Here is a 25,896-nt window from a genome sequence, read left to right on the forward strand (position 1 = left end):
GGGCCTGCTACCAGGGTAGATGCATATTCCATGCCAGTTCCAACGCGTAGCCGTCCTGCCAAAACGGGAGCTACCAGCGCTCCACGGCCGACAGCCTGCCCGCCTTGGTGCAGGGCCCCAGCCCGCCACCGGCAGACTGCCATGCTTTGGTGCGAGAAAACAATGAATAGAGGCGCTGCAGAAGTGGCCTCATGACCGCCCGGCGCCGCTCTCTCGCAGACAGCAGGCGATGCCAGCCAGGTCGCCGCCCCAGCCGCTCAGCGCAGCATGCTGGACATGGCTGACAGGCAATTGGTCATGCGCACGGCCGATTCGATGTCCGGCGCGCTGAAGCGCACCGTGCGGCCATCGACCCGCTCCAGGGTCGGCCACTGGCAGAACAGATCGGCCATGCCCGGCGAGGTCGCGGCAATCTGCACCTGCACCGGGCTGGCCGTTGGCAGCGGCTGGCAGCGCGCGCGGCCGGCCAGGCCCTGCTCCACCCCGGCGCGGATCGCCTGCTGCGCCTGCTCGGGCGAGAGGCTGATGCCGCTGCCCTGGCCCGTGGCGCGCTTGGTCTGCACAAACACCGCATGCGGGAAGATCGCCTGGTTCTCCTCGCGCAGCACATCGTCGCCGGCCAGCATCACCACCGGCGCGCCATAGGCGCCTGCCAACGCGCCATAAATGCTGGCCTCGCTGGCCTCCTGCCCGTTGATATGGATGCTGGCAAACGCAAAGCTGTTGATGGTGTGGGCCAGGATGCCCCGGCCCTGTGCGCGCGAGTGGTAGCCGACCATGCAGACCGCATCTACCCCCAGCTCCACGCCCGCCACCATGCTCAGGTAACGCGGCTTGCCCTGGATGACCTGGGCGCGCGCATCGAGCAGATCGGGCGGCATGTTGCGAAAGCCGCCGTGCGAGTCGTTGACATAGACCTCCTCCGCGCCAGCGGCAAAAGCGCCTTCGACAGCAGCATTGGCTTCCTGGGCCATCAGGCGGCGCGCGCGCTCGTACTCCGGGTTGCCTGCGCGCACCTGCTCGGGGTGGTAGACACCGGCCACGCCTTCGATATCGACAGAAATCAGTACTTTCATCGCTTCAGTCCTTGCAGAGTTCTTGCAGCCCCCAGCGCTGGTGGCCGCCGCGCCCTTGCACGCTCTGGGCATGCCACAGCGCATTCAAAATGGATTGCTCCACCGCATCGGCCGCCGCGCGGAACAGCGGGTCCAGCTGCGCCTCATGCAGCATCGCCAGCGCCGGCATCGGCGTGGCCGCATCGGCGGGCAGGGTGTAGGCCGTCGAGAACGCCAGCGCGATATCGCCGCTGCCATGGCCGTAACAGGAGCCGGTGTTGGCCAGGCCGGCGGCGGCACGCCGCGCCAGGCGGCTGAGCTGGCGGCTGTCCAGTGGCGCATCGGTGGCCAGCAGCATGATGATGCTGCCCTTGTCCACACCATCGCCTACTGCGGCACCTGCCACTGCGCCCGCGGCCAGCTTGGCCTGCAGCCGCCGCTCCAGCGCTGCGCCCGGCGCCTGGCCGCCCCAGCGCAGATCGGCCAGCTTGCCCATATTGGCCAGCACCAGCGCACCCACGGTATAGCGCTGCTCGCCCACAACGACCTGGCGCGATGCGCTGCCGATGCCGCCCTTGAGCTGGAAGGCCGACATGCCCCGGCCCGCACCCACCGCGCCCTGCACCACGTCGGGCGAAGCGCTGTCCAGCGCCGCCTGGTAGTGCGCCGGGCCCATGGCCATGCGCTGGATATCGCTCAGGTAGCCATCATTGCATTCCAGCACCAGCGCATTCACGGTGGGCAGGCTGCGGCCGCATTCGGGGTTGGCCGCAATGCACTGCGCAATCTGCGCCTGCACCACGGCCGAGACGCCAAAGGTATTGGTCAGCGCAATCGGGGTTTCGATCTGGCCCAGCTCGGCCAGTTGCACCAGGCCGGCACTCTTGCCAAAGCCGTTGATCACCGCCAGACCGGCGGGCAGCTTGTGCATAAAGGGGTTGTCTTGCGGCGGGATCAGCACCGTGACCCCGGTCTGCAGATCGCCATCGGCCAAGGTGCAATGCCCCAGGCGCAGGCCAGCCACATCGGTGATGGCATTGCGCGGGCCCGCCGGCAGCAGGCCGACGACGGGCAATTGCCTGCAGGCGTCCAGCAGTGCGGCGTCTTGGGGCTCAGTCAATGTGCGCTCCCGAGTCCTGCACCACCTGCTTCCAGTAGGCCAGCTCGGCCGGCAGGCTGGCCTTGAAGCTCTGTGGGGTCGACACCACAGACTCCGCGCCCAGGGTCTTCAGGCGCTCGGCCATCACCGGCGTGGCCAGCACCTTGGTGATCGCGGCATGCAGGCGCACGACGACGGTATCGGGCGTGCCGGCTGGTGCAAACAGGCCGTACCAGCTGGTGACGGCCAGGCCCTTGCCCAGCGGCGGGATCTCAGGCGCCAGCTGGGTCGGCTTGTCCGAGGCCACGCCCAAAACGCGCAGCTTGCCGCTGCTGACAAAGGGCATCACACCGGGAAAGCTGCCAAAGGTCATCGGCAACTGGCCGGCGACCACATCGGTGGCAGCGGCCGAGGCGCCCTTGTAAGGCACATGCAGCAGGTCCACGCCCTTTTGCTTTTTCAGCATCTCGCCCAGCAGATGGTTCAAGGTGCCATTGCCGGCCGATGCGTACTCGACCTTGCCCGGGTGCTGCTTGGCATAGGCCACCAGCTCGTCCAGGTTCTTGGCCGGGAAGTTCGGGTTCACCACCAGCAGGTAAGGCGCCACGGCCAGCTGCATCACCGGCGTGAAGTCCTTGATCGGGTCAAAAGGCACCGAGCTGTAGAGCGCCGGGTTGATCGTGTAGGCGCTCTGCGCCGTCACCAGAAAGGTGTAGCCATCGGCCGCGCTGCGCGCCACCTGGCTGGTGCCCACATTGCCATTGGCCCCTGCCCGGTTCTCCACAATCACCGGCTGCCCGAGCGACTGGCCCAGGCCCTGTGCGACGGCGCGGGCAATCACATCATTGGCCCCACCGGGGGCCTGGGGCACGACAAAGGTGATGGGCTTGTTCGGCCAGTTGGCCGTACTGCTGGCAGTACTCCCTTGTGCCCAGGCCTGGGGTAGCACGCCGCCCGCCAGCACGGCGGCCAGTGCCGCAGCCAGCGCAGCACGGCGCGGCAAGCAAGCTGAAGAGGGGGTCGTGTCAAACATCATTGCAATATCTCCTGAAAGTGGCACCGCGCCCGCAGTACCGCGCGGCGCAGCCGCCATTGTTGCACTGGCCGGTGGCCACAATGCCGCGACGGGCGCCGCCACCCGTCGCGATTGCAGCAGAGGCCAGCGCCCAAACACGGGGCGAAAGGCCTGTTCCAAGCCACGGCCGCGGCGTGAGGAACGCTTGAACAGGCGCTTACAGCAACGCCAGACCCGGCGGCAGACTGTCGCCCAGGCTGCGCTGCTGGTCTTCGGCATCCATCTCCACCACCTGGCTCACCATCGCGATCCAGCGCTCGGGTGCGCCGCTGCTGCGCATCTTCTCCAGCACCGCGCTGCGCAGCGCATCGGGCAGGTCGCGGGCGCGGTCGCCGGTCATGCGTGCCATCTGCAGCGCGGCAAACATGGCCGTCTCGTTGCGGCGCCAGTCCTGGGCCAGCGTGGCCTGCACAAACTCCTGGGCGGCGTCGGGGGGCATGACGAGGTGGGCATTGGCGGCCATCGGCTCGCGGGCGGCCAGGCGGCCGATGGCCCACCAGGTCTGCACGGTTTCGCCCTCGCGCTTCAGGCGCTGCAGCATCCACTGGCCCATCTCCTGGCGGTACTGCCAGGGGACGGCCTCCATCGCGGCAAACAGGCGCAGCATGTCGTCATAGCTGCCATGGCTGCTTTTGCCGCCACTGCCATCGGCGCGCTTGCGGGCGGTCTGCTGCACCGCCTTTTGCATGTGGCCGGCCACGTCTTCGAGCAGCTCCATCTGCTGCGCTTCGTTCAGGCCGGCAGCCACGCGGCGCCAGAACACCCACCATTCGGTCCAGTTGCCCGGCTCCTTGCCATGGCCCAGGCCTTGGGGGTACAGCGCCCAGACCTGCTCCACCCGCCAGGCATCCAACTGCGCACCCAGGCCCGGGCGCAGGCACCAGCCGGCCAGGTTCAGCCAGGCGCGCTCATGCTCGGGCGTGCGGCGGCGGCGCTTGGCACGCGCCAGCAGCGCATCAAACATCGCGCGCAGCAGTGCCAGATCCCAGCTGTTGCGCGGGCCCAGCAGCCGCTCCAGCACCTGGCGCAGCTGGCGTACCTCCTTGGCGTCCACCGCCTGCGCCTGGTTGCCAAAAATACGGTCGATCTGCGCAATCGCCTGCTCCCGGCGTGCGCTGGCATGCGCCTCGCCGGCGCTGTCAGCGGTGGCCGCGCTGTCATCCGCTGCCTGCACCGTGCCGCGCAGGCTGAGCGGCAGCAGCCAGGATTGGCTCGGGTCATCGACCGCCACGCAGCGCACCTCCAGGGTGCCGACTTCGGTCATGCTGGCCTGCAGCTGCACCTCGATCTGGGCCTGGTGCTGGCCCTCGGGCGCGGGCAGCACGGTGGCCAGCGGCGGCAGCTCCACCCAACCATCGCCCTGCAACGGCGCCAGCTGCCCGGCCTGGGCTGGCAAGCTGGGCAAGCTGTTGGCCAGCAGGTCAAAGCGCACCGCCTGGCCCAGCTTGAGCGCAAAGCGCCGGCCGGATAAAACCATGCGCACCCCTTCCTGCGTGCCCCTTGGCAGCAGGCACAGGCCCTGGGGTGCTGCGCCCTTGGCACCGGGCAGCAGCAGCCAGTAGCTGCGCGCCGATCCGCCCCCAATCTGCGGCAAGCGACTGCGCAGGGGGGCCACAGGTGGCGCTGCTGCATCGGCCGCTGCAGGTAGCGTTGCGGCGGGCTCAGCCTCGGGCGCAAAACGCGTCAGGCCATAGGCGGCCGCGCCCCGGGCCACGGCCCAGTCGGGGTGCGGGTTGTGCAGCACGCACACCGGCGTGCCGCGCCAGGCGCTGAGCTGCTGCGTCAGCCGCTCCACCACCGCATGCGCATGGAACACGCCGCCATTGAGCAAGACGGTATCGGGCAGCGCCTGCGCCCCGCCGTTGCCTGCATGCTGCGCCAGAAACTGCGCCAGATGCCGGGTGATAGCCGCATCGGCCGGGTAGGGCAGGCCAAAGCCGCGCAAGGCGCCCTGGCGTTTGCTGGGCACCGCGCTGCGCTCGGCCAGCGGCAAGAAGCCTTCAACCACCCATTGCTGCACCTGGGCGCGGCTCAGGCTGGCGGTCTTGCTTTGGGCCAGCAGGCGGCTGCCGCCGCCCAGCAGGGTCACGGCGATTTGCTCGGGCGCATCAGCCGCCAGCAACTGCTCCTTGGCCATGCGGCAGCGCTGCACCAGCTGCGCAAAACGGGCTGCCGGCAGGCGCTGGCCCTCGGGCGCAAACTGGGGCTCCAGCTGGTGGGCCAGCGCCAGATCCATGTTGTCGCCGCCCAGCATCAGGTGCTCGCCCACGGCAGTGCGTGTCAGGCTCGGCAGGCCGCCATCGGCGGCGGGCTCGACCTGGATCAAGGTCAGGTCGGTGGTGCCTCCGCCCACATCCACCACCAGCACCAGCCGGCTGTCGGCGAGCCGCGCAGCCAGCTGCTCGCCCTGCAGCACCAGCCAGTCGTGGAAAGCGGCCTTGGGCTCTTCGAGCAAATGCACCTGCGGCAGGCCGGCCCGTTGAGCGGCCTCCACAGTCAGCGCGCGCGCGCCCTCATCAAACGAGGCGGGCACCGTCAGCACAACGATCTGCGCGCTCAGTGGCGCCTGCGGATGGGCCTGCTCCCAGGCCGCCTTCACATGCGCCAGGTAGGAGGCCGATGCCGCCAGCGGCGATATCTTGGCGACCTCGTCGCCGGCGCCCCAGGGCAGGATGGCCGCGCTGCGGTCCACCCCCGGGTGCGACAGCCAGCTTTTGGCGCTGGCCACCAGGCGGCTGGGCACAGCGGTGCCCAGGTCACGGGCCCAGCGTCCTACCACCGCCGGCGCTTCATCGCTCGCGCCTTGCGGCGGCCAGGGCTGTTGCCAGGCATCGCCCAGCTCCCCCGCAGCCGCCTGGTAGCGCACCGAGGGCAGCAGGGTCTGCGCCTGTACCTCGCCCGCACTGCTGCGCTGGGGAATGGTCAGCAGCGCAATCTCGTCCCCCGCCCCCGTCAGTGGTGCATAGGCCACCACCGTGTGGCTGGTGCCCAGATCGATACCAATGACATAGGAGGGAGACGAGGAATTCATAAACGGCCAAGCGAGACGGCAAAAACCCGGCCAAGGATGGCCGGGTAGGCGAATCGTAACAATTCTTGCAAAGACCCAGGGTGCCTCTGCGAAAGCGGTGCCGCTGGTGCAGCAGCGCCCGCTATGCCCTCGTCTTCAGCTCAATCCGGCAATGCATAGGCCATCAACGAATCACCCATCTTGGTGCCGAACGAGCCATGCCCGCCGGCCATGATGACCACATACTGCTTGCCGCCGATGTCGTAGGTCATCGGCGTCGCCTGGCCGCCGGCGGGCAGGCGTGCCTGCCAGAGCAGTTCGCCATTGCTGGCGTTGAACGCGCGCAGGTAGTTGTCCTGGGTTGCGCCGATGAACATCAGGTTGCCGCCGGTGGAGATCAGGCCACCCAAACCCGGCACACCGGCCTTGATCGGCGGCAGCTCCATCAGCTTGGGCAGGCTGTCGCGGATGGTGCCCACACGCTTGCGCCACACGACTTCATGCGTCGCCAGATCCACACCCGCGACCGTCATCCATGCCGGCTCCTTGCAGGGCAGGCCCAGCGGCGACAGGAAGGCATTGAGCTCCACCCCATACGGCGTGCCATACATGGGCTGCACGCCCTGCTCGGTGCCAGCGCCCTTTTCGGTGCGCGGACGGTTCGGGTCCGCCGGGATCAGGCGCGATACAAAGGGCAGACCCAGCGGGTTCATGAACGCGATCTGGCGGTCGCTGTCCACCGCCATGCCTCCCCACTCGAATACACCAAGGTTGCCCGGAAACACCAAGGTGCCATTTTCCGACGGCGGCGTATAGATACCTTCGTAATTGAGGCGGTGGAAGATCACACGGCACATCAGCTGGTCGAACATCGTGGCGCCCCACATGTTCCGGTCCGTCAGATTCTCATGCGGCCCCATGTTCAACGGCGAGAACGGCTGCGTCGGCGCATAGTGTTCTCCATGGGTTTGCGGGCCGCGCTTGACGCTTTGCGGCACCGGCTTTTCAGTCACCGGCAGGATCGCTTCGCCATTCGTCCGATTGAGCACAAACAGCTGCCCGGTCTTGGTCAACACATAAATGGCAGGCACCGTCGTACCGTCCGGGCGCTTGAGGTCGACCAGAGAGGGCTGCGCTGGCACATCCATGTCCCAGAGATCATGGTGGGTGGTCTGGAAGTGCCAGACCAGCTTGCCGGTGCTGGCATCCAGGGCCAGCATCGAGTTGGCATAGCGCTCCTTCAATGGGGTCCGGTCGCCGCCCCAGATATCGGGCGTCCCGACGCCAGTCGGCACGTAGACGATGTCGGTCTGGGCGTCATAGGCCAGCGGCGCCCAGGCATTGGGAGAGTTGTGCACAAACTCGCCCTTGTCGCCGGGCATCTGATTCGGGTCTTCGGCGCCGGTATCGAACACCCAGCGCAGCGCGCCGGTGTTGACGTCATAGCCGCGGATCACGCCCGATGGCTCGGAGTTGGACAGGTTGTCGGTGATCGAGCCGCCAATCACGATCGTCGAGCCCGTCACCACCGGGGGCGATGTGGGGTTGTAGCCGCCCCGGTAAGGAAAGGGCATATTGGCCTGCAGATCCACCTGGCCCTGGTTGCCAAAGTCGCTGCAAGGCTTGCCGGTGTCCGGGTTCACCGCAAACAGGCGCCCATCGTTCACCGGCAGGATCACCTTGCGGGGGCACTCGGCAGAGGCCTGGGTCAGGTTCTTCTGCACGCTGGCGCTGTTGGCCTCGACGTTGGCGCTGTCGTAGTAGGACACGCCTCGGCAGGTCAGATGCTGGAAGGTGCGGTCGGCTTTCAGCTGCGGATCAAAGCGCCACAGGCGCTTGCCGGTTGCCGGGTCCAGGGCATCGAGGAACTGGTGCGTCGTGCAGATGAACATGCGGTTGCCCACCTTGATCGGCGTCAGCTCTGCCGTGGTTTCGCCCGAGTCGTCTTCGCCCTTGAAGTCAGCCGTCTGGTACTTCCAGGCCAGCTGGAGCTTGTTCACGTTGCTGTCGTTGATCTGCGCCAGCGGCGAGTAGCGCACACCTGCCTGGGTGCGTCCATAGGCCGGCCAGTCGGCATCGGCCACGCCCGCCACCGGCGTTTTCTGAGCCGGCGCGCGCGCCAGGCTGCCATTGACTTCTTGCGGATCGTTGAACCAGCTCAGGCCCAGCACCGCAAGCACCGCCACCAGTCCCAGCGACAGCAGCGATTTCGCACCCGCGCTGGGCAGCAGCCGCCGGCTCGCCCAGGGCAGCACCAGCCACAGGCCCAGCACAAACCAGATATCCAATCGCGGCGTCAGCGCCCAGAAATCGGTCCCCGACTCCCAGATGCCCCATGCGATCGTCGCGAACAGCAGCACGGCATACAGCCACAGGCTTGCGACGCGGTCACGCGCATACAACCAGGTGATGACGGCCAGCACCACGCCTGCCACCAGGTAGTAGGCCGAGCCACCGAGCGCGATCAGCCATCCCCCGCCCCCCACCAAAAACAAGGTCACCAGGACCAGGATCGCTACCGTTATGTTTCTAGCGATGGGTTTGCCATGCGATTGCGTCATTGCTTCCACTTTCAGGCCCTCGGGCCCCAGGTTGAACGGAAGACTTCTACCCATTGGAGCAGTCGCTGAACGTTCTTAGGGCCGCTGAATTGGATGAGTCGGCAACTATTGCAGCACCAGGCGGGGGCGTTGTCTGTCAGCCAAAGGCGGTGTTTACCGGCTGGTACCCGAGAAGGCCGGCAATTCCTAACGCACTCTTGCGGACCCTCTGCACCACCTCTTGTCCGCCGGAAAACAACCGGTTTTGCCGAATCAGCGCTTGCGCTGCGAGCGCATCCACCACATTTGCAATGCGGAGCCGACCACAAAAATCGCCAACCAGACGAGCAAGGTGCCGCGCACCAAAGGCGACTCAGGGCCGGTGGCCAACGGATGGGCAACTGGCAGACGCGTCAAGGTCTCGCCGATGGCCGGTACCAACAGCAGAAAGAAGCTGAACGAAAAGCCGAACTGCGACAGATAGGGAACCAGGCGCGGGAACAGTGGCAGCTGCCGGATGAGCAATGACCCGCCGATCACCAGCAGCGCCAGAATGCCCAGGGCATGGCCGGCATTGAAGCCTCCGGTGCTGGACAGGCCGAAAGCGGTCAGCACGGACAGCAGCATGCTGACCAGGTACAGCTGACCCGAGCGCCTGGCCGGCTCAATGGCGCGGTAGCGGATAAAGCTGTACAAGCCGGCAGCGAGCGGCAGCACACTGATGGCGGTATGTACCGCGCCAAGGGTAGAGATGGGATGTGGCATGGGGTGGACTTTCTTAAAACAACCGACTAGTTGATTGGTTTTCAGGGCAAAAAATAGAGGGCCCGGCTCCCTGGCTGAGCGGCCCGTCCTTCACACGGCCAGCCGATGTATCGCAGCGCGCACAATCGTCTGGAAAGCTTCGGGGTCACCCAAGGCGCGCGCCGTCAGCATCGCGCCATGCACGGTGGACATCAAGGCGAGCGCTTCTACCGGCGCAGCCGCTTCCGGCTTGAACTGCGCTTTGGCCTGGCCTTGCGAGATCACCGCAGCCAGCCACTCGCTCAGATCCTGGAAATAGCCACGCACTTCCGCTGCTATTTCCGGCGGAATCATCGGCGCCTCAGCGGCCAGCATCGCGCAAATGCACATCGTCGATGAACCATCGCGTATGCAGCGCGCCCAGTAATCCACATAAGCGCTCAATTGGGCCTGTGGATCGTCGCCGATATGCTGCTGCATCGCTGCCAAGCCCTCAGTGGATTGCTGCCGGTGGCGCTGAACCACTGTCAACACCAAGTCCGCCTTGCTGGGGAAATGGTGGTGGATGCTGGCCTTGCCGATGCCCACCTTTTCAGAGAGATCCGCATAGCTGAAACCGTTGTAGCCGCCGGCGGCCAGCAGGTGCCGGGCGTGTTCTGCCAATTCAGTGGCGCGGGGGGAGAGTTCAACAGTCATCGGGTGGGCAGCTAGCGCATTCAAAGATGAGCCATTCTACTAGTTGGTTGGTTAGTGTCAAGCGCCTATTTTTGATGGGTAAACGACGCTGACGCAGCGGGCCCGCCTCAGGCAGAAGCGCGCAACAGCCGTTCGGACAATGCAGAAAAGCGCACGCTGGGCAGCAGAAAACAGAGGGCCTCCGGGTCTGCATCCAGCCTCTGCAGCAAAGGACAGTCCAGGGTTTGGGTATCCAGCAGCAAGGGCTCCACCGAGGCGGCATCCACCGGCAATGCAATCGTCGCCAAGGCCGACCTGCCAGGGGCACCCTCCGCTGTCGGCACCTCCACCACAGCGGCATCCTGGGAGGCCAGCCGAACGATCGCATCCGGCCAGCCATTGAACATCCCGGACCAGGGAGGCGGCAAAACGGCCTCCCCCGCCCTCACCGCCCTGGTCGCCCTCGCCGCCAATCTTGGCGCGCTGCCCTCGCCAGGCGCGATGCCGATGATGGCCTCATCGGGAGTCACGCGGAAATCGAAACGGGCTGGCCAATGGGATGGCAAGGCATCACTGAACAGGCGCGTCCCGGCCACATAGGCGAGGCTGTCCATCATGTTGTAGACAAAGGCGACGGTGGGAATGGGCGGCGCATCAGACAGCGGCTCTGCGAGGTACAGGCGCCAGTTGCTCTGCAGCGGCGAAGGCATCAGGCGCCTCAAGGGGCCCATCCAACGGGGACCAAAATGGCCATGCCGATAGGTCAGTACCGTGAGCGGCGTGCGGCCCTGGTGAGACCAGAGCCGCGCGCCCGGCGGGGCAAAGGGTGCTGCCAGGGCTTCGTCCACCAGCCAGTTCATGTAGACCACATCCACCACATCGCTGTCCAAGGTCATGAAGGGCAAGCGAGACATCGCCGCTCGCCGGCACGTGGCAAAGCGGCGCGAATTGAACAACTTGGCAAGGACGTTGCCAAACGCGCCCTGGTGCGGGTGGGTGTAGAGGTGATGCATGGAAGCGGTTGGCAGCAGCGCTGGCTGGCACCGTTGCGCGGTGGTGGCGGTGGGCCGGTTCTGGCCAAAACCACGATCTTAGCGCCGCCAGCCTGTCGCCATGCGACTCCCGCCACAAGGGAACCACCTGGGCACCGGCTGCAAAGCAGGCTTGACGCCGAGGCCCATCCGGTCACGGCGGCGCTCCCCTAAGAGGTCATGGCGCCGGTTTCGGATCCCCGCGTACAAAGTCCACCACCGTCGGCAGAACCGGCGCCAGCCAGTCCAGCGGCCGGGCCAGCGCGGCAACCGTCGTCACGTGGCTGAGCCGGTCAAAGATCCGCATATCCACATTGGTACCGGCCGCCCGCAACCGGTTCGCCAGGCCGACGGTGTTGCGCTGCGTATCAACGATCTTGTCGTTGCGTGCGGCCAGCAGCAAAGTGCGGGGGGCCTTGGCCTCGGCATAGAAGATCGGCTGGGAATCGGCCGGGGTGTGCGGCCAGTTAAAGGCGACCTGCACCTGGGGGTCCACGAGCGGCAAAAAGTCGTAGGGCCCGGCCAGCCCAATCCAGCCCGCAAGGCGATCCGGTGCCAGGCCCAAAGGCGCGAGCCAGCGCGGGTCCAGTGCCAGCATCGCGGCGTTGTAAGCGCCGGCCGAATGGCCCATCACCATCACCCGCGCCGGGTCGCCCCCCAGGCTGGCGGCCTGGGCCAAGGTCCACTGCAGCGCCAACGCGCAATCGCCCAGAAAGCCGTCGTACTGCACCTGGGGGCTCAGCCGGTAGTCGGCCACCACCGCGATGATGCCGTTCGCAGCCAGCGCCTCGCCGACGAACCGGTACTCGGCCCGTTCGCCGCTGGTCCAGTTGCCACCATAAAAAAACAGCACCACCGGTGCATGGCCAGGGACCGTGCTGGCCTGTGGCTGGTACACATCCAGCAGATGACGCGGATCGGGCCCATAGCGCACGCCGGTGGGGCCGTGGTAGGTGTCATGGGCCACCAGGTGGTCCAGAACCTGGGCACCCGAACAGCCGGAGACCAGGGCTGCGATGGCGGAACCAATGCTGATAAGGCCTAGGCGGCGGCTCATAGGGGTGGAGAGTTTGGAAGAAATGGGCATGTGCGCTATACGCCGCTGAAAGCGTTTTGGATTCATTCCGTTGAAAGTACGGAACCTCCTGCCAGCTTCGAGCAATGATTGTCACCAGTCTGCGGGCAAGCCAGGTGCTGGGCCTCTCAGCTGCTACCGGAAACTGATGTAGGCCGAATGACCGCCTGGAATCTGGTACAGAGGTGCTAAGGACCCATGGCCGTCGATCCAGCGTCCTACAACGGTTCACTGCGGGACAGCCGCAGGCCGCCCTGAATGCAGAGGAATGAACGCGTCACTCCTACAGCCTGAGCCGCGCGCAAGGCGTACAACATGGTTTTGCAACAGGAGACGCTGATGACCACCACCAACCCTTATCAGGCCTGTATTGACGCATGCAACGCCTGCGTGATTGCATGCAACGAATGCTTTGCAGGCTGCCTCCAAGAGGACGATCCCAAAATGATGGCACGCTGCATTGCGCTGGATGCCGATTGCGCAGCCATCTGCTCGCTCGCTGTGGGTGCCATGGCGCGCAACAGCGAAATGGCGAAACACTTCTGCAGGCTATGCAGCGAGGTCTGCCTCGCTTGCGCGAACGAGTGCGCCCATCACCCGCATGACCATTGCGTGCGATGTGCAGAGGCTTGCAGAGCTTGCTCGAAGGCCTGCTTGGCGATGGTCAACTGACCAGGCCGCGCCAAAGCCACGCATGTCTGCAGCACCGGTGAAGAAGCCCGCTGACGGAGCTGCGCCCCAACAATGGGCATCCCTCCAACCGATGGCCGGGCTTTCAGGATCACCAGACACTGCTGGCCCGCTGCCTGCCCCCTCAAGCCGCCACCGCCAAAGCCCCGAGCTGTTCCGCCAAAAACCCCTCCACCGTCCGCGGCTCGCGCCCCAACACCTGCCGCACGGTGGCCGTCACCGCAGCCGCATGGCCCGCGCGCATCAGCGTAAAAAACTCGCGATGCACCTGCGCGATAAAGGGGTCGGCGGCGAGGGCGGCCACAGGCGCGGCGGCGGTAATGGGACGGCCCAGCAGGCGCGATGCGATCTCGGCCAGTTTTTGCGGGCGCAGTGCCTGGTTGCCGGTCAGCACCCAGGGGCCGCGGGCGCCCAGGCGCTGCTGGGCAGCTTCAGGGTTCAGCAGCGCTTCAACAGCCACATCGGCGATGTCGCGGGCATCAAGGTAGGAGACGCCAGCGCCCAGGTGCTGGGAGCGCAGCACATCGCCGCTGCGCAGATCAGCCGCGATGCGCGACAGGCCCACCTGCATCCAGGCATTGGGGCGCAGCACCGTGTGGGAGATGCCGCTGGCCTGCAAGCCCTGTTCGATGCGGCCATGGGCATCGCCGGACAGCGAACGGCCGGGTGGGTCAATGGTCCAGTCTGAGCCGGAGAGTTTGACGATGTGCTGCACACCGGCAGCGCGCGCAGCTTCGATCACGCGTAGTTGCTGCTCGGCCAGCGCCGGGGTGATAGCAGAGAGCAGGAACAGCCGGTCAATGCCGACGAGGGACTGGCCCAAGGCCGCAGCATCCTCAAAACTGCCCTGGGCCACCTCGACGGTATCGCCCCACAGCGCCTGCGCAGTGGCGGCTTGGCGCACGAATACTCTTGGCCGTGCCTGCCGGGCCAGCAGGCGCGGCACCAGCAGCTGGCCCAGGCGCCCGCTGGCGCCGCAGACCAGCACGCGGGGATGCGGGTTCGCACTCATGCCCGCAGCGCCTCGGGCTCGGCGGCGGTTTGCGGCGCCGCACCCTCGGCCAGCAGGCGGTTCAGCGGCCGGGCATCCACCCAGTCGGCGACCGAGAAATCGGCCGGCAAAAAGCCCCATTCCAGCAAAAAGTCCTTGAAGTAGCCAATCGCATCGACCAGCTCCGGCTCCAGGCTGATGCCCAGGTGATGGTGCAGGTCTGCGCCGTTGGAGGCCAGGATGGCCTCTTCGCTGGTGGCGATCTCGCGGGCGACAAAGCGCAGCGTCTCGTCGGGATGGGCCTCGGCCCAACGGCCGGCGCGCTGCACCACACGCAGCAGCTCCAGAACCAGGTCCGGGCGCTGCTCGGCCAGCGCGGCGTCCACCGTCAGGGTGCGTGGTGTGCCGTTGTTGATGCGCACGCGCGGATCGGGGTGGCGGCCAAACTCGCTGACCAGCTGCGCGCCAATCAGGTTGGCCACCAAGAGGCCCTCGGCGCCTTTGACAAAGATCGCATCGACCTCGCCACGCACGAGGGCATCGGCCTCGCGGAAATACGGGTGGCGGCGGCGCAGGCCAAACAGGCTGGGCGTGCCATGCTGCTGGATCACCGATTCCTCGATCACCAGATCGACCAGCTGCACATCGCTGTGCTGCAGGCCCACCAGGGACAGGCCCGAGACCAGGCCCTTGAGGGCGGTAGCGCGGTGGAAGTCGATCAGGTCATTGACGCGGCTGGGCACGCCAAAGCGCTTGCCGGCCAGGTCCTCGGGCTTGTCGATGCCCCGGCCCGGCAAGGTCACCAGCGCCTGGAACTCGTCGGTCCAGGTGATGGCGACCAGGCGGGTATCGCGCCCCTTGGCCCGCGCCCAGATCGGCGGGATATTGCCGCCCTGGCGGAAGGACCAGGGCAGGCTGTGGTCGAAATGGCTCTCGCGCACCTTGCGGTCCTTGGAGTCAAAGATGGACTCCACCCCAATGCCCAGCGCTGCAAAGGCCTCTTGCAGCCAGCCTTGCTGCGCGGCAATGCCCAGTGGCGACGGCACCGGGCAGCGGGTGTACCAGAGGGAGCTGGGTTGTTGACCTGGTACGTTCGATGTTTCGGAAGGGCTTGTCATCGGTTTCTCCTAGGCAGATGGATCAGGACGCGGCCAGCCAGACGCCGGCCAGGTTGCCGGCCACGCCATCCGCACCCACGGTGTGGTTGCGCACGCGCTTGTCGGCAATCGTGTAGATGTCGGGGGCGACCAAGGTGATGTCGGGCAGGTCGGTGGCAATGTGCTTCTGGAACTCCGCCACCTCGCGGATGCGCTGGGCCTCGTTCATCTCGACGGCGGCGGATTCCAGCAGGCGGTCCACCTCGGGGCTGGCGTAGTGCGCGCCGTTGGAGAACGGCAGCCCGCGCTGAAAGCTCTTGGACCAGTACAGCCGCTGGATGCCCACCGTCGGGTCAAAGGTGTTGCTCATCGCGCTCACATGCAGGTCAAAGGCGCGATCGGTGTAGATGCGCTTGATGTAGGTGGCAAAGTCCTGGCTGTTGATCTGCACATCGATGCCGATACGGCCCAGCGCCTGCTTGAGGAAGTCGCCGGTGCGCTGGCCGCCCTCGTTGGGGATGGGGGTCAGGTTCAGCCGCGCACGCCACTGGCCGCCGGCCTTGCCGCGCGTCAGGCCCGCATCATCCAGCAGCTTCTCGGCACGTTTCAGGTCATAGGGCAGCACCGGCAGATCGGGCACATAGAACTTCTTCAGCGCCGGGTGCACCGGCCCGGTGGTCAGCCTGCCCTGGCCGTACCAGGCGACCTTGAGCAGGTTCTCGCGCTGCAGCGCATGGGCAATGGCCTGGCGCACGCGCAGGTCCTTGAGCGGCTCGCTCTCCAGGTTGAACTCCAGCCGGTAGACGCTGTTGATGTATTCATAGCCCCGGGTCTCGAACTGCAGGCCGGGCTTGGCGCGCAGGCGCTCCACCTCGGCAAAGGGCACCGGCGAGCTGGGTGCAATCTGCACCTGGCCGCTTTCGATGGCCGCCGTGCGCGCGGCGGCGTCGGGGATAAAGCGCACCACCAGCCGGTCGATATAGGGCTTGTCGCCATCCCAGTAATGCGGGTTGCGCTCGTAGATCACATGGCTGCCGCGCACCCATTCCTTGAACACAAAGGGGCCCGTGCCCACCGGCGCATTGTTGGCCGGGTTGGTATCGGCCCGGCCGCTGGCATAGAGGTGCTTGGGCACGATGGGCGACTCCGAGGCCGCCAGTGCCGTGATCAGGTACGGGATGGGCCGGCTCAGCTGCAGTACCACCGTGTGCGCGTCGGGGGCCTGCACCTCGGCCACGCCGGCAAAGGTGGCGCGGCCCCGGGGGTGGAACTCCTTGAGCAAGGCAATCGAGTGCACCACATCGGCCGAAGTGAAGGGCTTGCCGTCATGCCATTTGACGCCCTGGCGCAGCTGGAAGCGGTAGACCAGGCCATCGGGGCTGATGGTCCAGGCCACAGCCAGCTGCGGCTGCGGGTTGAGGTTGAAGTCATAGGTCAGCAGCCCCTCGGTGACTTTGCCCGAGATCGTCACCGACGAGCCCGCCGTGTGCGCAATCGTCGTCAAGGTCGGCGGCTCGGGGAAGAGCAGCAGGTTCAAGGTGCCGCCTTTTTGCGGCTTGTCCTGCGCCCAGGCCAGGCTGGGGACTGCCGTGCCCAGGCCGGAGGCCGCAGCGGCCAGCATGAAGTGGCGGCGCGTGGCGAGCGAGAAATCGGAATCAGTAGACATGCGAGGTACCAAAGGTAAAAACAGGGGCGGCGCTCAGGCAGCGGCCTGGCGCTTTTGCAAGGCCGCACGGCCGGTGTTGCTGCGGATCAGGCTGTTGGACGGCGAATGGATCTGGCTGCACAGCACATTGCGCAGATGGCGCTCCAGCGGATTGCGCCGCGCCAGGCCGTGGTTGCCGGCCAGCTCCAGCGCCAGCTGTGCCACGCGCAGCGCGTTGTCCACCGCCACATGCTTGGCCACGGCCACCAGGCCATCGGGCGCGGTGCCGCTGTCGTAGGCGCGGGCATGGCTGTCCAGCAGCCAGTCGCTGGTCTGCAGCAGCACCTCGATCTCGCCAAACTTTTCCTGCACGGTGGTAAGCGATGCCAGGTTGGCACCGCCCAGTGCGCTGGGGCGGCGCTGGTTCAGAAACGCGCCCAGCCAATCGCGGGCCGAGCGCGCTGCGCCGTCATATACCGTGGCCACCAGGCTGAAGTACCAGGCAATGCCATGGGCCTCACGCTGCAGGCCCAGGCTGGCCGGGCGCAGGCCTACCGCATGGTGGTCGGGCACCCAGGCGCCGTCGAGCACCAAGTCCTGGCTGACGGTGGCGCGCATGCCCATGGGGTTCCAGGTGTCCAGCAGGCGGGCACCGGCCGTATCTCGGGGCAGCACAAAGCTGCCCAGGCGCGGCTCGGGCTCGTCGGTCACGGCCAGCACGCTGATCCAGGCCAACAGCGGCCCGCCGGTCACATAGACCTTGTGGCCGCTCAGCTGCCAGCCACCGGCCACGCGCCTGGCCCGCGCCGCCGGCAGGCCGCCGTGCGAGGGCGAGCCCAGCTCCGGCTCCACCTGGGCGGCGTTGAGCAACGCGGGGCCTTGCAGGCTGGCCGCTATCAGCTCGTCCGCCAGCGCTGCCGGCCACTCGCCCTGCGCTGCGCGCTGCGAGCGGGCAATGGCCGCATGGTTGCTGTAGTGCATCGCCAAAATCAAGGCCACCGCCGGGTCGCCCTGGGCAATGGCCCCGACCACCGCACGGGCGCTGGCCAGGCCCGCGCCATGGCCACCGGCCTCGCGGGCAATGGTCAGCCGCAGCAAGTCGGCCTGGTGCAGCAGCGCAAACTGCGGCGCCGGCGCCGCGCCACTGGCATCATGCGCCTCCGCCAGTGCGGCCAGCTCGGCGATCAGCGCCTGCGCGCGGGCCAGCAAGCGGGCCTCGTCCAAGGCCGGGCCCGGGCTGGCCGTATCCAGGGGCTGCTGCAGCGCTTGCAGCACGGCGCTCATGCATCCCCCTGCGCATAGCGGGGCGGCACCACAAAGCCGCCCTGGGCCTGCTCCCAGGCATGGGCAAAGGCAATGGTCGTGCGGTCTTCCAGATAGGGGCCGACCACCTGGGCGCTGATGGGCAGGCCGTCATCATCGAGCCCGACCGGGAAACTGGTCGCAGGCAGGCCCGGCAGCACTGGCAAGCCGGCCCAGTAAAACAGCTCGCGAAAGCCGATGTGGCGCACCCCATCGGCATAGGCCACCGGAAAGCGGCGCTCTTCCTTGTGGCCTTGCTGCTGGTGCGCAAAGGCCGGGGTGGGCGCCACAGGGGTCAGCACCACGTCATAGTCCTTGAACAGCTGCTCCCACTGGTGGCTCAGCGCATGGCGGTGCTCGTTGTCCTGCAGCCAGGTGGCATGGGGCAGGCTGGGCGCGCGCAGCAACGCGGCCTCGGCGCTGCGGTCATCGGGCTCCAGCTCGGCCAGGCGCTGCTGCTGTGCTTCGGTCAGCGGCGCGCCATGGGCGACGGACGAGCCCAGCAGGCTGCGGTAGGTGCGGTGCTGCTCACTCAGGTCGGGGCGCTGCGCAGGAGGCAGATCGCGCCACTGCGTGGTCTGCACGCCTTGCGCTTGCAAGGCGCTGACCACCCTGGTGATCACCAGCTGCTCGGACAGACTCGCCTCCTGGCCCGGCCAGGCGCCCAGCACCAGCACCCGAAAATCCTGCAGCCGCTGGTGGCGCGGCGGCGGCAGGCTCGCCTGCCAGCCTTTGGCCTGCAGCGGATCGAGGTTGAGCAGCTGAGCCAGCGCCAGCTCCAGGTCCAGCGCCGTGCGCGCCAGCGGCCCAGCCACCGACAGGTCGCGCGCGGCAAAGCGCCCTTGCGGCGCGCCGGTGCCGCGCATCGAGATCAGCCCATAGCTGGTCTTGTGGCCAAACACGCCGTTGAAGTGGGCGGGAATGCGCACCGAGCCGCCAATGTCCGTGCCCAGCTCCAGCGCCACAAAGCCGGCGGCCACGGCCGCTGCGCTGCCGCCCGACGAGCCACCGGGCGTGCGCTGCAGATCCCAGGGGTTGTTGCTGCTGCCGTAGACCGCGTTGTAGCTTTGCAGATCGCTCAGCGCCAGCGGCACATTGCTCTTGCCGATCAGCACCGCGCCGGCCGCCCGCAACGCCGCCACCGCAGGCGCATCCTGCCGGGCGATATTGCTGCGGTAGTCCGGGTTGCCCACGGTGGTGGGCAGGCCGGCAACGTCAAAGTTTTCCTTCACGGTGATCGGCAGGCCCAACAGCGGTTTGCGCTCGCCCCGCTGCAAGGCGGCGTCTGCCGCCTGGGCATCGCGCCGGGCCTGTTCAATCGCCCGCACCGGGATCGCGTTGAGCTCGCCATCATGGCGCTCGATGCGGGCCAGCGCCTGCTCCAGCAGCTGGACCGCGCTGACGCGGCCATCGGCCAGTGCCTGCAGCTGCTCACGGGCGCTGGCAAAGGCCAGGCTGGCGGCAATGCCCTGGGCCGCTGCCGCGCTCTCACCGAGGGTGGTTTCGTTGGGAAAGTCGATGGTCGTCGTCATTTGCTAGCCTCCAGCCACAGGTCAGAAAAGTCTCCAGACGTCAGGTCAATGCTGTTGTTGAGCCCATGCACCCGCGTGCTGTGTACCCGCAGCGCAGACGGCACGGTCGCGATCGGGTAGACCGGCAGATCACGGCCCACAATCTGCTGAATCTCGCGGAACTGCGCGGCACGCTTGGCCTCGTCCACCTCGACAGCAGCCTGGCGGAACAGGTTGTCCACCTGCGGGTTGTTGTAGTGCGAGGCATTGATCCAGATCAGCGGGTTCTTGATGCCGTCGGACCAGTAGATGCGCTGCACGCCCACCGATGGATCAAACAAGCGGCCCAGGCCGTTGAGGTTCAGGTCAAACTCGCGCGCGGTATAGGCACGCTTGAGGAAGGTGGGCAGGTCGCCATCCAGAATGTCCACCTTGATGCCCACACGGTTCAGCGCCGAGCGCAGGTACTCCGACGTCTGCTTGAACTGCGCGCCGGGGATGTAGGTGAGCTTGAGCGCAAAGCGCTGGCCGTTGGCCTGGCGCGGGTAGCCGGCAGCATCGAGCAGCTGGTTGGCGCGGGCCACATCAAAGCCGTAGTTGAACTGGCTGTCGTCGTAATAGGCGCCCAGCACCTTGGGGACGGGCGAGTTCACCAGCTCGGCCTGCTTGTAGTAGACGTTGTTGACGATGAAGTTGCGGTCGACCGCATGGGCAATCGCATGGCGCACCTCGGGCTTGGCCAGCACCGGGTTCTCGACGTTGAACTCCAGGAACGACGCGTTGTTCAGGAACGCGTCATAGCTGGCATCGAGCTTGAGGTTGGGCTTTTGCAGCAAGCGGCCCAGGTCGGCCAGGGCCAGGTTCTGCGCCACATCGGCCTCACCCGTTTCGATGGCTGCCGAGATCGCCGCCGGGTCACGCACAAAGCGGATCACCACCCGGTCCACATGGGGCACACCGGGGCGCCAGTAGTTCGGGTTGCGCTTGAGGATCACATGGCTGCCGCGCACCCATTGTTCAAAAATGAACGGGCCTGTACCGACCGGCGCATTGGCGTTGGGGCTGCCCAGCGGGTCGCCATCGCCATAGCGGTGCGCCGGCACGATCGGCAGCTCTGCCGACGACAGCGACTTGAGCAGAAACGGCGCAGGCTTGGACAGCACCAGCACCGCCGTGTGTGCGTCGGGCGTATCGACCCGCTCCAGGTTCTGCAAAGTGATGCGGCCACGCGGGCCCAGCTTTTTCTGGGTCAGGAACGAGTAGCGCACATCGGCCGAGCTGAAGTCGCGCCCATCATGGAACTTGACGCCCTCACGCAGCTTGAAGCGGTACTGCAGACCATCGGGGCTGACCGTCCAGGACGTGGCCAGCAGCGGCTGGGGCTGGAACTTGGCGTCATAGCGCAGCAGGCCTTCGGTGATCTTGGCGCTGACATCGCGGTTGTCGGTCTTGGTATCGAGAAAGGACACCAGCGAGGTCGGCTCCTGCGCGACGACGGAGGTGACCGTGCCGCCCTTGACGGGCGTGGCGGGTGCCTGGGCATAGGCCGCGCCGAAAGTGCTGGCGGTCAGCAGGCCCCAGGCCAGGTTTTTGTAGAGAGTTCGCATGGGCAATGGTCCAGGAGAGAAGGCGCAGTCAAAGCGCAGATAACACGCAAAAAGCGCAAAGAAAAACGGGAGAGACGGCGAACGTCTGTGGATAAAGCTGTGCGCAGTGCTTAGAAGCGCAGGCCGGCCTGCTTCATCAGCGGCAGAATGCGGTCGCCAAAAAATTCCAGATCGGGCTTGAAGTCGAAGAAGCTCAGCTGCAGCCCATCGATGCCGGCGCGCTTGAGTTGGACAAACTGCTCGACCACCTGCTCGGGCGTGCCAATCACTTCGATGTTGCCGCCGATGGCGCGGCGCTTGGGGGCATCGAGCGCCGTGCGGCCGCGCCAGGCATGGGCATCGCTCTTCAAGCTGCTGAAGCCGTCCGGGGTGCGCTGGTCCTGGTGGGCCACGATGGCATCGTGGTAGGCCCAGGTCTCCGCCTCGGTGCCGCGGCTGATGACCATCGGGTTGAGCAAGGTGCGCACGTTGCGGCCGGCATTGCGCGCCTCTTGCTTGACGCGGGCCGCATGGGCGGGCAGCACCTCGATGGCACGGGCAAAGTCCGATGCGCCGGGGCTGGTGATGAAGACCAGGTCCGAATGCCGGGCCGCAAAGGCAATGCCCGCATCCGAGCCGGTGGCGTTGACCAGCGCAGGCCGGCCAAAGCGCGGCTTGGGGCTGACAAAGCCGCCCCCCAGCTTCCACGGCGAGATGCCTTCGAACGAGTAGTTCTCGTCATAGGACCACAGGCGCTGCACGACCTCGATGAACTCCGAGGCCAGGTCATAGCGCCGGTCATGCTCGATCTGGTCCCAGCCAAACATCTTGTGCTCCACCTCGCGGTGGCCGGTGACGATATTGATGCCCCAGCGCCCGCCCGAGATGTGGTCCAGGGTCGCACCCCACTTGGCCAGGTGCAGCGGGTGCAGCGGGCCGTAGAGCACATGGATGGTCGAGATCAGCATGATGCGCCGGGTGACCGAGGTCAGCGCCGCCGTGGTGGCAAACGAATCCAGCGCATCCCCATTGAACACCCCGCCATAGCCGCCCTTGGGCAGCCACTGCGACAGCGCAAACACCAGATCGAACCCCAGGTCTTCCGCCTTCAGCACCAGGTCCTTGTTGTAGTCAAAGCGCCAGTCGGTGCTGCGCGGCAGGGTCGAGGCACTCCAGCCGCCCGCCTGGATCGGCAGAAACAGGCCCAGCAGAATGGGCTGCGCAAAGGCCTGCGACAGGGGGCTGTCCGGAAAATCCAGCGGCGAGGCGAATGTCTCTCGATCAGCGAGCGTATCCAGGGGTATTGCAGAGTTCATGGAGCGGCCAGGGGGTTTCACGACAAAGGACGGTAAACCGGCATAGAGGTAAACCGGGGATTTCACCGTCCGCATTGGCTTGAATAATCCCATGAATCAGCAGCGTGTTCTTGCGCCGATTTTGCATTTGCATATTTAAAAATCAGCCATCAACGCTGGCATGCAAATCCCCACCAAAGCACAGTGCCAACGTACAGCGCAGCCCCTTGCCACCGCTTATAGCTTTCAAGTATGTGCTGCCAAGCAAACAAAATATGCGCTTTTGGGTTCACATCCGCTTGAAAAACTTTGGCGAGCAGCCACCAACCAATAAAAATCAGATACCGATATTTGTTATTTAGTTTGCACCTTTTGATATATGAAATGGCATGCTGCAAATACCGGAGATAAGGCAGGAACGCTCCTATCATGCACAGGGTCACCCCCGATCAATAATGCGCATGAATACCCTCCCCCGTTTATTGCGATCGCTCTGGTTCAATGCCAAATATGCAGTACCCACGGTGCTGGGCGTAGCGATTTTGAACTTTCTGCTGCTGCAGCTCACACCCGGTGATGCGGCCGATGTGATGGCCGGCGAATCCGGCGCGGCCACGGCCGAGACCCTGGCGGCGCTGCGCTCACGCTTTGGGCTGGATCTGAGCGTGCTGGAGCAGCTGCAGGCCTACCTGGGCAACCTGGCGCATTTCAGCCTGGGTTTTTCGCCGCGCTACAACATGCCGGTGATGGAGCTGATCGGCCAGCGCCTGCCCAGCACCTTGCTGCTGATGGGCCTGGCGCTGGCGATTGCCCTGAGCCTGGGCATTGCGCTGGGCACGGCGATGGCCTACTTTGCCGGCCGCCTGCCGGACCGCCTGCTGTCGGTGCTGTCGCTGCTGTTCTATTCGGTGCCGGGCTTCTGGACCGGGCTGATGCTGATCGTGCTGTTCTCGGTCAAGCTCGGCTGGCTGCCCAGCGGCGGCTCGGCCAGCATCGGCTCGCAGCTGAGTGGCGTGGCCGCCGTGCTCGACCAGCTGCGCTACATGGTGCTGCCTGCCACGTCGCTCGCCCTCTTCTATGTAGCGATCTATGCGCGCCTGACCCGCGCAGCGATGCTGGAGGTGCAGTCGCAGGACTTTGTGCGCACCGCCGCGGCCAAGGGCCTCTCGCCCTGGCGCATCACCGTGCGCCATGTGCTGCGCAATGCGCTGCTGCCGGTGACCACGATGGCCGGCATGCACCTGGGCGGCATGCTCGGCGGCGCGGTGGTAGTCGAGACCGTCTACAGCTGGCCGGGCCTGGGGCGTCTGGCCTTCGAGGCCGTACTGAGCCGCGATTTCAGCGTGCTGATGGGTGTGCTGTTTCTCTCTTCCCTGCTGGTGATCGCCGCCAATGTGCTGGTCGATCTGCTGCATGCCTGGCTGGATCCCCGAATCGAGGTGCGCTGATGTCTTTGTCTTCCTCTTCCCAGGCGCTGCCGATCCCCCCGGCCGCCACCCACCCGCTGGCGGCCGCACAGGCGGCGCACAGCAGCACCAGCAACGCTGAGCCCGATGCCGCGCCCTGGCCCAATCTGCATGCGCCCGACGCGGTGCGCACCAGCACCAGTGCTGCCAACGCCGGCAGTGGCAGCCAGGGCTACCGCGCGCTGCGCGTGTTCCTGCGCAACCCCACGGCCATGCTGGGCTGCGGCTTCTTGCTGGCCGTGCTGCTGCTGGCGCTGACCGCGCCCTGGCTCTTTCCCGGTGATCCGCTGGACATGGTGGCCCAGCCCTTTCTCTGGCCCGGCCAGGATGCCGCCTACCTGCTGGGTACCGACTCGATGGGCCGCGATGTGGCTGCCGGCATTGCCCATGGCGCGCGTGTGTCGCTGCTGGTGGGCGTGTCGGCCACGTTGATCGGGCTGAGCCTGGGCATTGGCATTGGCGCCGTCAGCGGCTACTTTGGCGGCTGGGTCGATGACCTGCTGCAGCGCGTGGTGGTGTTGTTCCAGACGATTCCCAGCTTTATCTTGCTGGTGGTGCTGGTGGCGATTGCCCAGCCGGCGATCAGCACCATCGTCGTGGCGATTGGCCTGGTGACCTGGCCCACAGTGGCGCGCCTGGTGCGGGCCGAGTTCCGCGCGCTGCGCCACAAGGAGTTTGTGCTGGCCGCCCGCGCGCTGGGTTACTCGCACAGCCGAATCATCCTGCGCGAGATGCTGCCCAATGCGCTGCCGCCCATCATCGTCACCTCGTCGGTGATGGTGGCCTCGGCCATCCTGCTGGAATCGGCGCTGTCCTTCATGAGCATGGGCGACCCGAATGTGGTCAGCTGGGGCAGCATGATCGGCATGGGGCGGGACCTGCTGCGCACCGCCTGGTACCTGACGGCCGCACCGGGCCTGGCCATCGTGTTTGCCGTGCTGGCCTTCAACCTGATTGGTGATGGCTTGAACGATGCCCTCAACCCCCGTCTGTCGCAGGAGCGCTGAATGTCCGAAACCTCTTTGCTGGATGTGCGCGGGCTGAGCATCCGTTTTCCGCAACTCGATCCGGTGCGTGGGCTGAGCTTCAGCGTGCAGGCGGGCGAGACCTTGGCGATCGTCGGTGAATCAGGCTCGGGCAAATCACTCACCGCCCTCGCGCTGATGCGCCTGCTGCCGCGCGCGGCCCGCATTGCGCAGGGCGAGATCCGCTTCAACGGCCAGGACCTGCTGGCGCTCGATGAGCGCGCGATGCGCCAGCTGCGCGGGCGCGAGATCGGCATGATCTTCCAGGAGCCGATGACCTCGCTGAATCCGGTCTACACCATCGGTTGGCAGATCGCCGAGGTGCTGCGCCAGCACGAGGGTTTGAGCGCCAAGGCGGCTCGGCTGCGCGCCATCGAGCTGCTCGATACCGTGCGCATCCCCGACCCGCAGCGCCGGGTCGATGACTTTCCGCACCAGCTCTCGGGCGGCATGCGCCAGCGCGTGATGATTGCCATGGCCATTGCCTGCCGCCCGCGCCTGCTGATCGCCGACGAGCCCACCACCGCGCTGGATGTGACCATCCAGGCCCAGGTGCTGGACCTGCTCGACCGGCTGCGCAAGGAGCTGTCGATGGGCCTGATCCTGATCACCCACGACCTGGGCGTGGTGTCGCAATGGGCCGACCGCGTGGTGGTGATGTATGCCGGCCGCGAGGTGGAGCAGGCCCGCCCCGGCCCGCTGTTTGACGAGCCCCTGCACCCCTACACCCAGGGCCTGCTGGCGGCATCGCCCCGGCTGCAGCCCGGCGCGCACTACCTCGATGGCCCGCTGACCGAGATTCGCGGCAGCATCACCTCGGCCATCGGCCAGGCCGGCTGCGCCTTTGCACCGCGCTGCCCGCGCGCCCAGGCCTATTGCCACAGCGTTGTGCCGCCCTTGCAAGCAGCAGGCCCGCAACGCCTCAGCGCCTGCCCCATCACCCTGCCTGCGTCTGCACGCAGCGCCCACCTTGCCTAGGACTGC

Annotated in this window: 20 protein-coding genes; 4 read left to right on the forward strand and 16 right to left on the reverse strand. The window is 66.4% G+C overall.

Annotated elements, in window-relative coordinates; all coding sequences use genetic code 11:
- Positions 1–257: 257 nt before the first annotated feature.
- The 9 genes from MJ205_RS16335 to MJ205_RS16375 all read right to left on the reverse strand — a co-directional run bounded on the left by MJ205_RS16335 (position 258) and on the right by MJ205_RS16375 (position 12,286).
- A complete protein-coding gene (locus tag MJ205_RS16335) occupies positions 258–1,076 on the reverse strand; it encodes a M55 family metallopeptidase (RefSeq protein ID WP_239809424.1) in 819 nt (272 codons plus the stop codon).
- Between the two features lie 4 nt (positions 1,077–1,080).
- Complete coding sequence (locus MJ205_RS16340; RefSeq protein ID WP_239809425.1) at positions 1,081–2,175, reverse strand: P1 family peptidase; 1,095 nt, start codon at positions 2,173–2,175, stop codon at positions 1,081–1,083.
- Positions 2,168–3,190, reverse strand: coding sequence for a tripartite tricarboxylate transporter substrate binding protein (locus tag MJ205_RS16345; RefSeq protein WP_239809426.1), 1,023 nt, complete (start codon positions 3,188–3,190; stop codon positions 2,168–2,170). Before MJ205_RS16345 ends, MJ205_RS16340 begins: the two co-directional genes overlap by 8 nt.
- A 196-nt stretch (positions 3,191–3,386) precedes the next feature.
- A complete protein-coding gene (locus MJ205_RS16350; protein ID WP_239809427.1) occupies positions 3,387–6,260 on the reverse strand; it encodes an Hsp70 family protein in 2,874 nt (957 codons plus the stop codon).
- A gap of 140 nt (positions 6,261–6,400) precedes the next feature.
- Positions 6,401–8,800, reverse strand: coding sequence for a glucose/quinate/shikimate family membrane-bound PQQ-dependent dehydrogenase (locus MJ205_RS16355; RefSeq protein WP_239809428.1), 2,400 nt, complete (start codon positions 8,798–8,800; stop codon positions 6,401–6,403).
- A 252-nt stretch (positions 8,801–9,052) separates the two neighbouring features.
- Complete coding sequence (locus MJ205_RS16360) at positions 9,053–9,544, reverse strand: hypothetical protein (protein WP_239809429.1); 492 nt, start codon at positions 9,542–9,544, stop codon at positions 9,053–9,055.
- 90 nt (positions 9,545–9,634) lie between these two features.
- The gene (locus MJ205_RS16365; protein WP_239809430.1) at positions 9,635–10,219 is read right to left on the reverse strand and encodes a TetR/AcrR family transcriptional regulator; all 585 of its coding nucleotides are present in this window, start codon (positions 10,217–10,219) and stop codon (positions 9,635–9,637) included.
- 107 nt (positions 10,220–10,326) lie between these two features.
- Positions 10,327–11,112, reverse strand: a complete 786-nt coding sequence (locus MJ205_RS16370) for a DUF2071 domain-containing protein (RefSeq protein WP_239809431.1) — start codon at positions 11,110–11,112, stop codon at positions 10,327–10,329.
- A gap of 295 nt (positions 11,113–11,407) precedes the next feature.
- Complete coding sequence (locus tag MJ205_RS16375) at positions 11,408–12,286, reverse strand: alpha/beta hydrolase (protein WP_239809432.1); 879 nt, start codon at positions 12,284–12,286, stop codon at positions 11,408–11,410.
- Positions 12,287–12,643: 357 nt separating this feature from the next.
- Here MJ205_RS16375 and MJ205_RS16380 point away from each other — a divergent pair, with 357 nt between their 5' ends.
- On the forward strand, positions 12,644–12,976 hold the full coding sequence (locus MJ205_RS16380; protein ID WP_239809433.1) for a four-helix bundle copper-binding protein: 333 nt from the start codon (positions 12,644–12,646) through the stop codon (positions 12,974–12,976).
- A 142-nt stretch (positions 12,977–13,118) separates the two neighbouring features.
- On the opposite strand, the gene MJ205_RS16385 is transcribed toward MJ205_RS16380, so the two are convergent.
- From MJ205_RS16385 to MJ205_RS16415, 7 genes are all read right to left on the reverse strand, one after another.
- Positions 13,119–14,006 carry an NAD(P)H-binding protein gene (locus MJ205_RS16385; RefSeq protein ID WP_239809434.1) on the reverse strand — a complete coding sequence of 296 codons (888 nt, stop codon included), beginning with the start codon at positions 14,004–14,006 and terminating at the stop codon, positions 13,119–13,121.
- Positions 14,003–15,103 carry an ABC transporter substrate-binding protein gene (locus tag MJ205_RS16390; protein WP_239809435.1) on the reverse strand — a complete coding sequence of 367 codons (1,101 nt, stop codon included), beginning with the start codon at positions 15,101–15,103 and terminating at the stop codon, positions 14,003–14,005. Before MJ205_RS16390 ends, MJ205_RS16385 begins: the two co-directional genes overlap by 4 nt.
- Before the next feature lie 22 nt (positions 15,104–15,125).
- Positions 15,126–16,748: an ABC transporter substrate-binding protein gene (locus MJ205_RS16395; RefSeq protein WP_239809436.1), complete on the reverse strand. Its 1,623-nt coding sequence runs from the start codon at positions 16,746–16,748 to the stop codon at positions 15,126–15,128.
- Between the two features lie 33 nt (positions 16,749–16,781).
- A complete protein-coding gene (locus tag MJ205_RS16400) occupies positions 16,782–18,011 on the reverse strand; it encodes an acyl-CoA dehydrogenase family protein (protein WP_239809437.1) in 1,230 nt (409 codons plus the stop codon).
- Positions 18,008–19,561: an amidase gene (locus tag MJ205_RS16405; RefSeq protein ID WP_239809438.1), complete on the reverse strand. Its 1,554-nt coding sequence runs from the start codon at positions 19,559–19,561 to the stop codon at positions 18,008–18,010. Before MJ205_RS16405 ends, MJ205_RS16400 begins: the two co-directional genes overlap by 4 nt.
- The gene (locus tag MJ205_RS16410) at positions 19,558–21,147 is read right to left on the reverse strand and encodes an ABC transporter substrate-binding protein (RefSeq protein WP_239809439.1); all 1,590 of its coding nucleotides are present in this window, start codon (positions 21,145–21,147) and stop codon (positions 19,558–19,560) included. Before MJ205_RS16410 ends, MJ205_RS16405 begins: the two co-directional genes overlap by 4 nt.
- Before the next feature lie 110 nt (positions 21,148–21,257).
- Positions 21,258–22,442 carry an LLM class flavin-dependent oxidoreductase gene (locus MJ205_RS16415; protein WP_239809440.1) on the reverse strand — a complete coding sequence of 395 codons (1,185 nt, stop codon included), beginning with the start codon at positions 22,440–22,442 and terminating at the stop codon, positions 21,258–21,260.
- Positions 22,443–22,882: 440 nt separating this feature from the next.
- On the opposite strand from MJ205_RS16415, the gene MJ205_RS16420 reads away from it, so the two are divergent.
- From MJ205_RS16420 to MJ205_RS16430, 3 genes are read left to right on the forward strand one after another with little or no spacing between them, the layout of a single operon-like run.
- Positions 22,883–23,869 carry an ABC transporter permease gene (locus MJ205_RS16420; protein ID WP_239809441.1) on the forward strand — a complete coding sequence of 329 codons (987 nt, stop codon included), beginning with the start codon at positions 22,883–22,885 and terminating at the stop codon, positions 23,867–23,869.
- A complete protein-coding gene (locus MJ205_RS16425; protein WP_239809442.1) occupies positions 23,869–24,894 on the forward strand; it encodes an ABC transporter permease in 1,026 nt (341 codons plus the stop codon). The genes MJ205_RS16420 and MJ205_RS16425 overlap by 1 nt, the downstream gene beginning before the upstream one ends.
- Entirely contained in the window at positions 24,895–25,890 is a 996-nt protein-coding gene (locus MJ205_RS16430) for an ABC transporter ATP-binding protein (RefSeq protein ID WP_230779284.1), read from the forward strand.
- Positions 25,891–25,896: the final 6 nt, after the last annotated feature.

This window comes from Comamonas sp. B21-038, assembly GCF_022387135.1.
Taxonomy (GTDB): Bacteria; Pseudomonadota; Gammaproteobacteria; order Burkholderiales; family Burkholderiaceae_C; genus Comamonas; species Comamonas sediminis.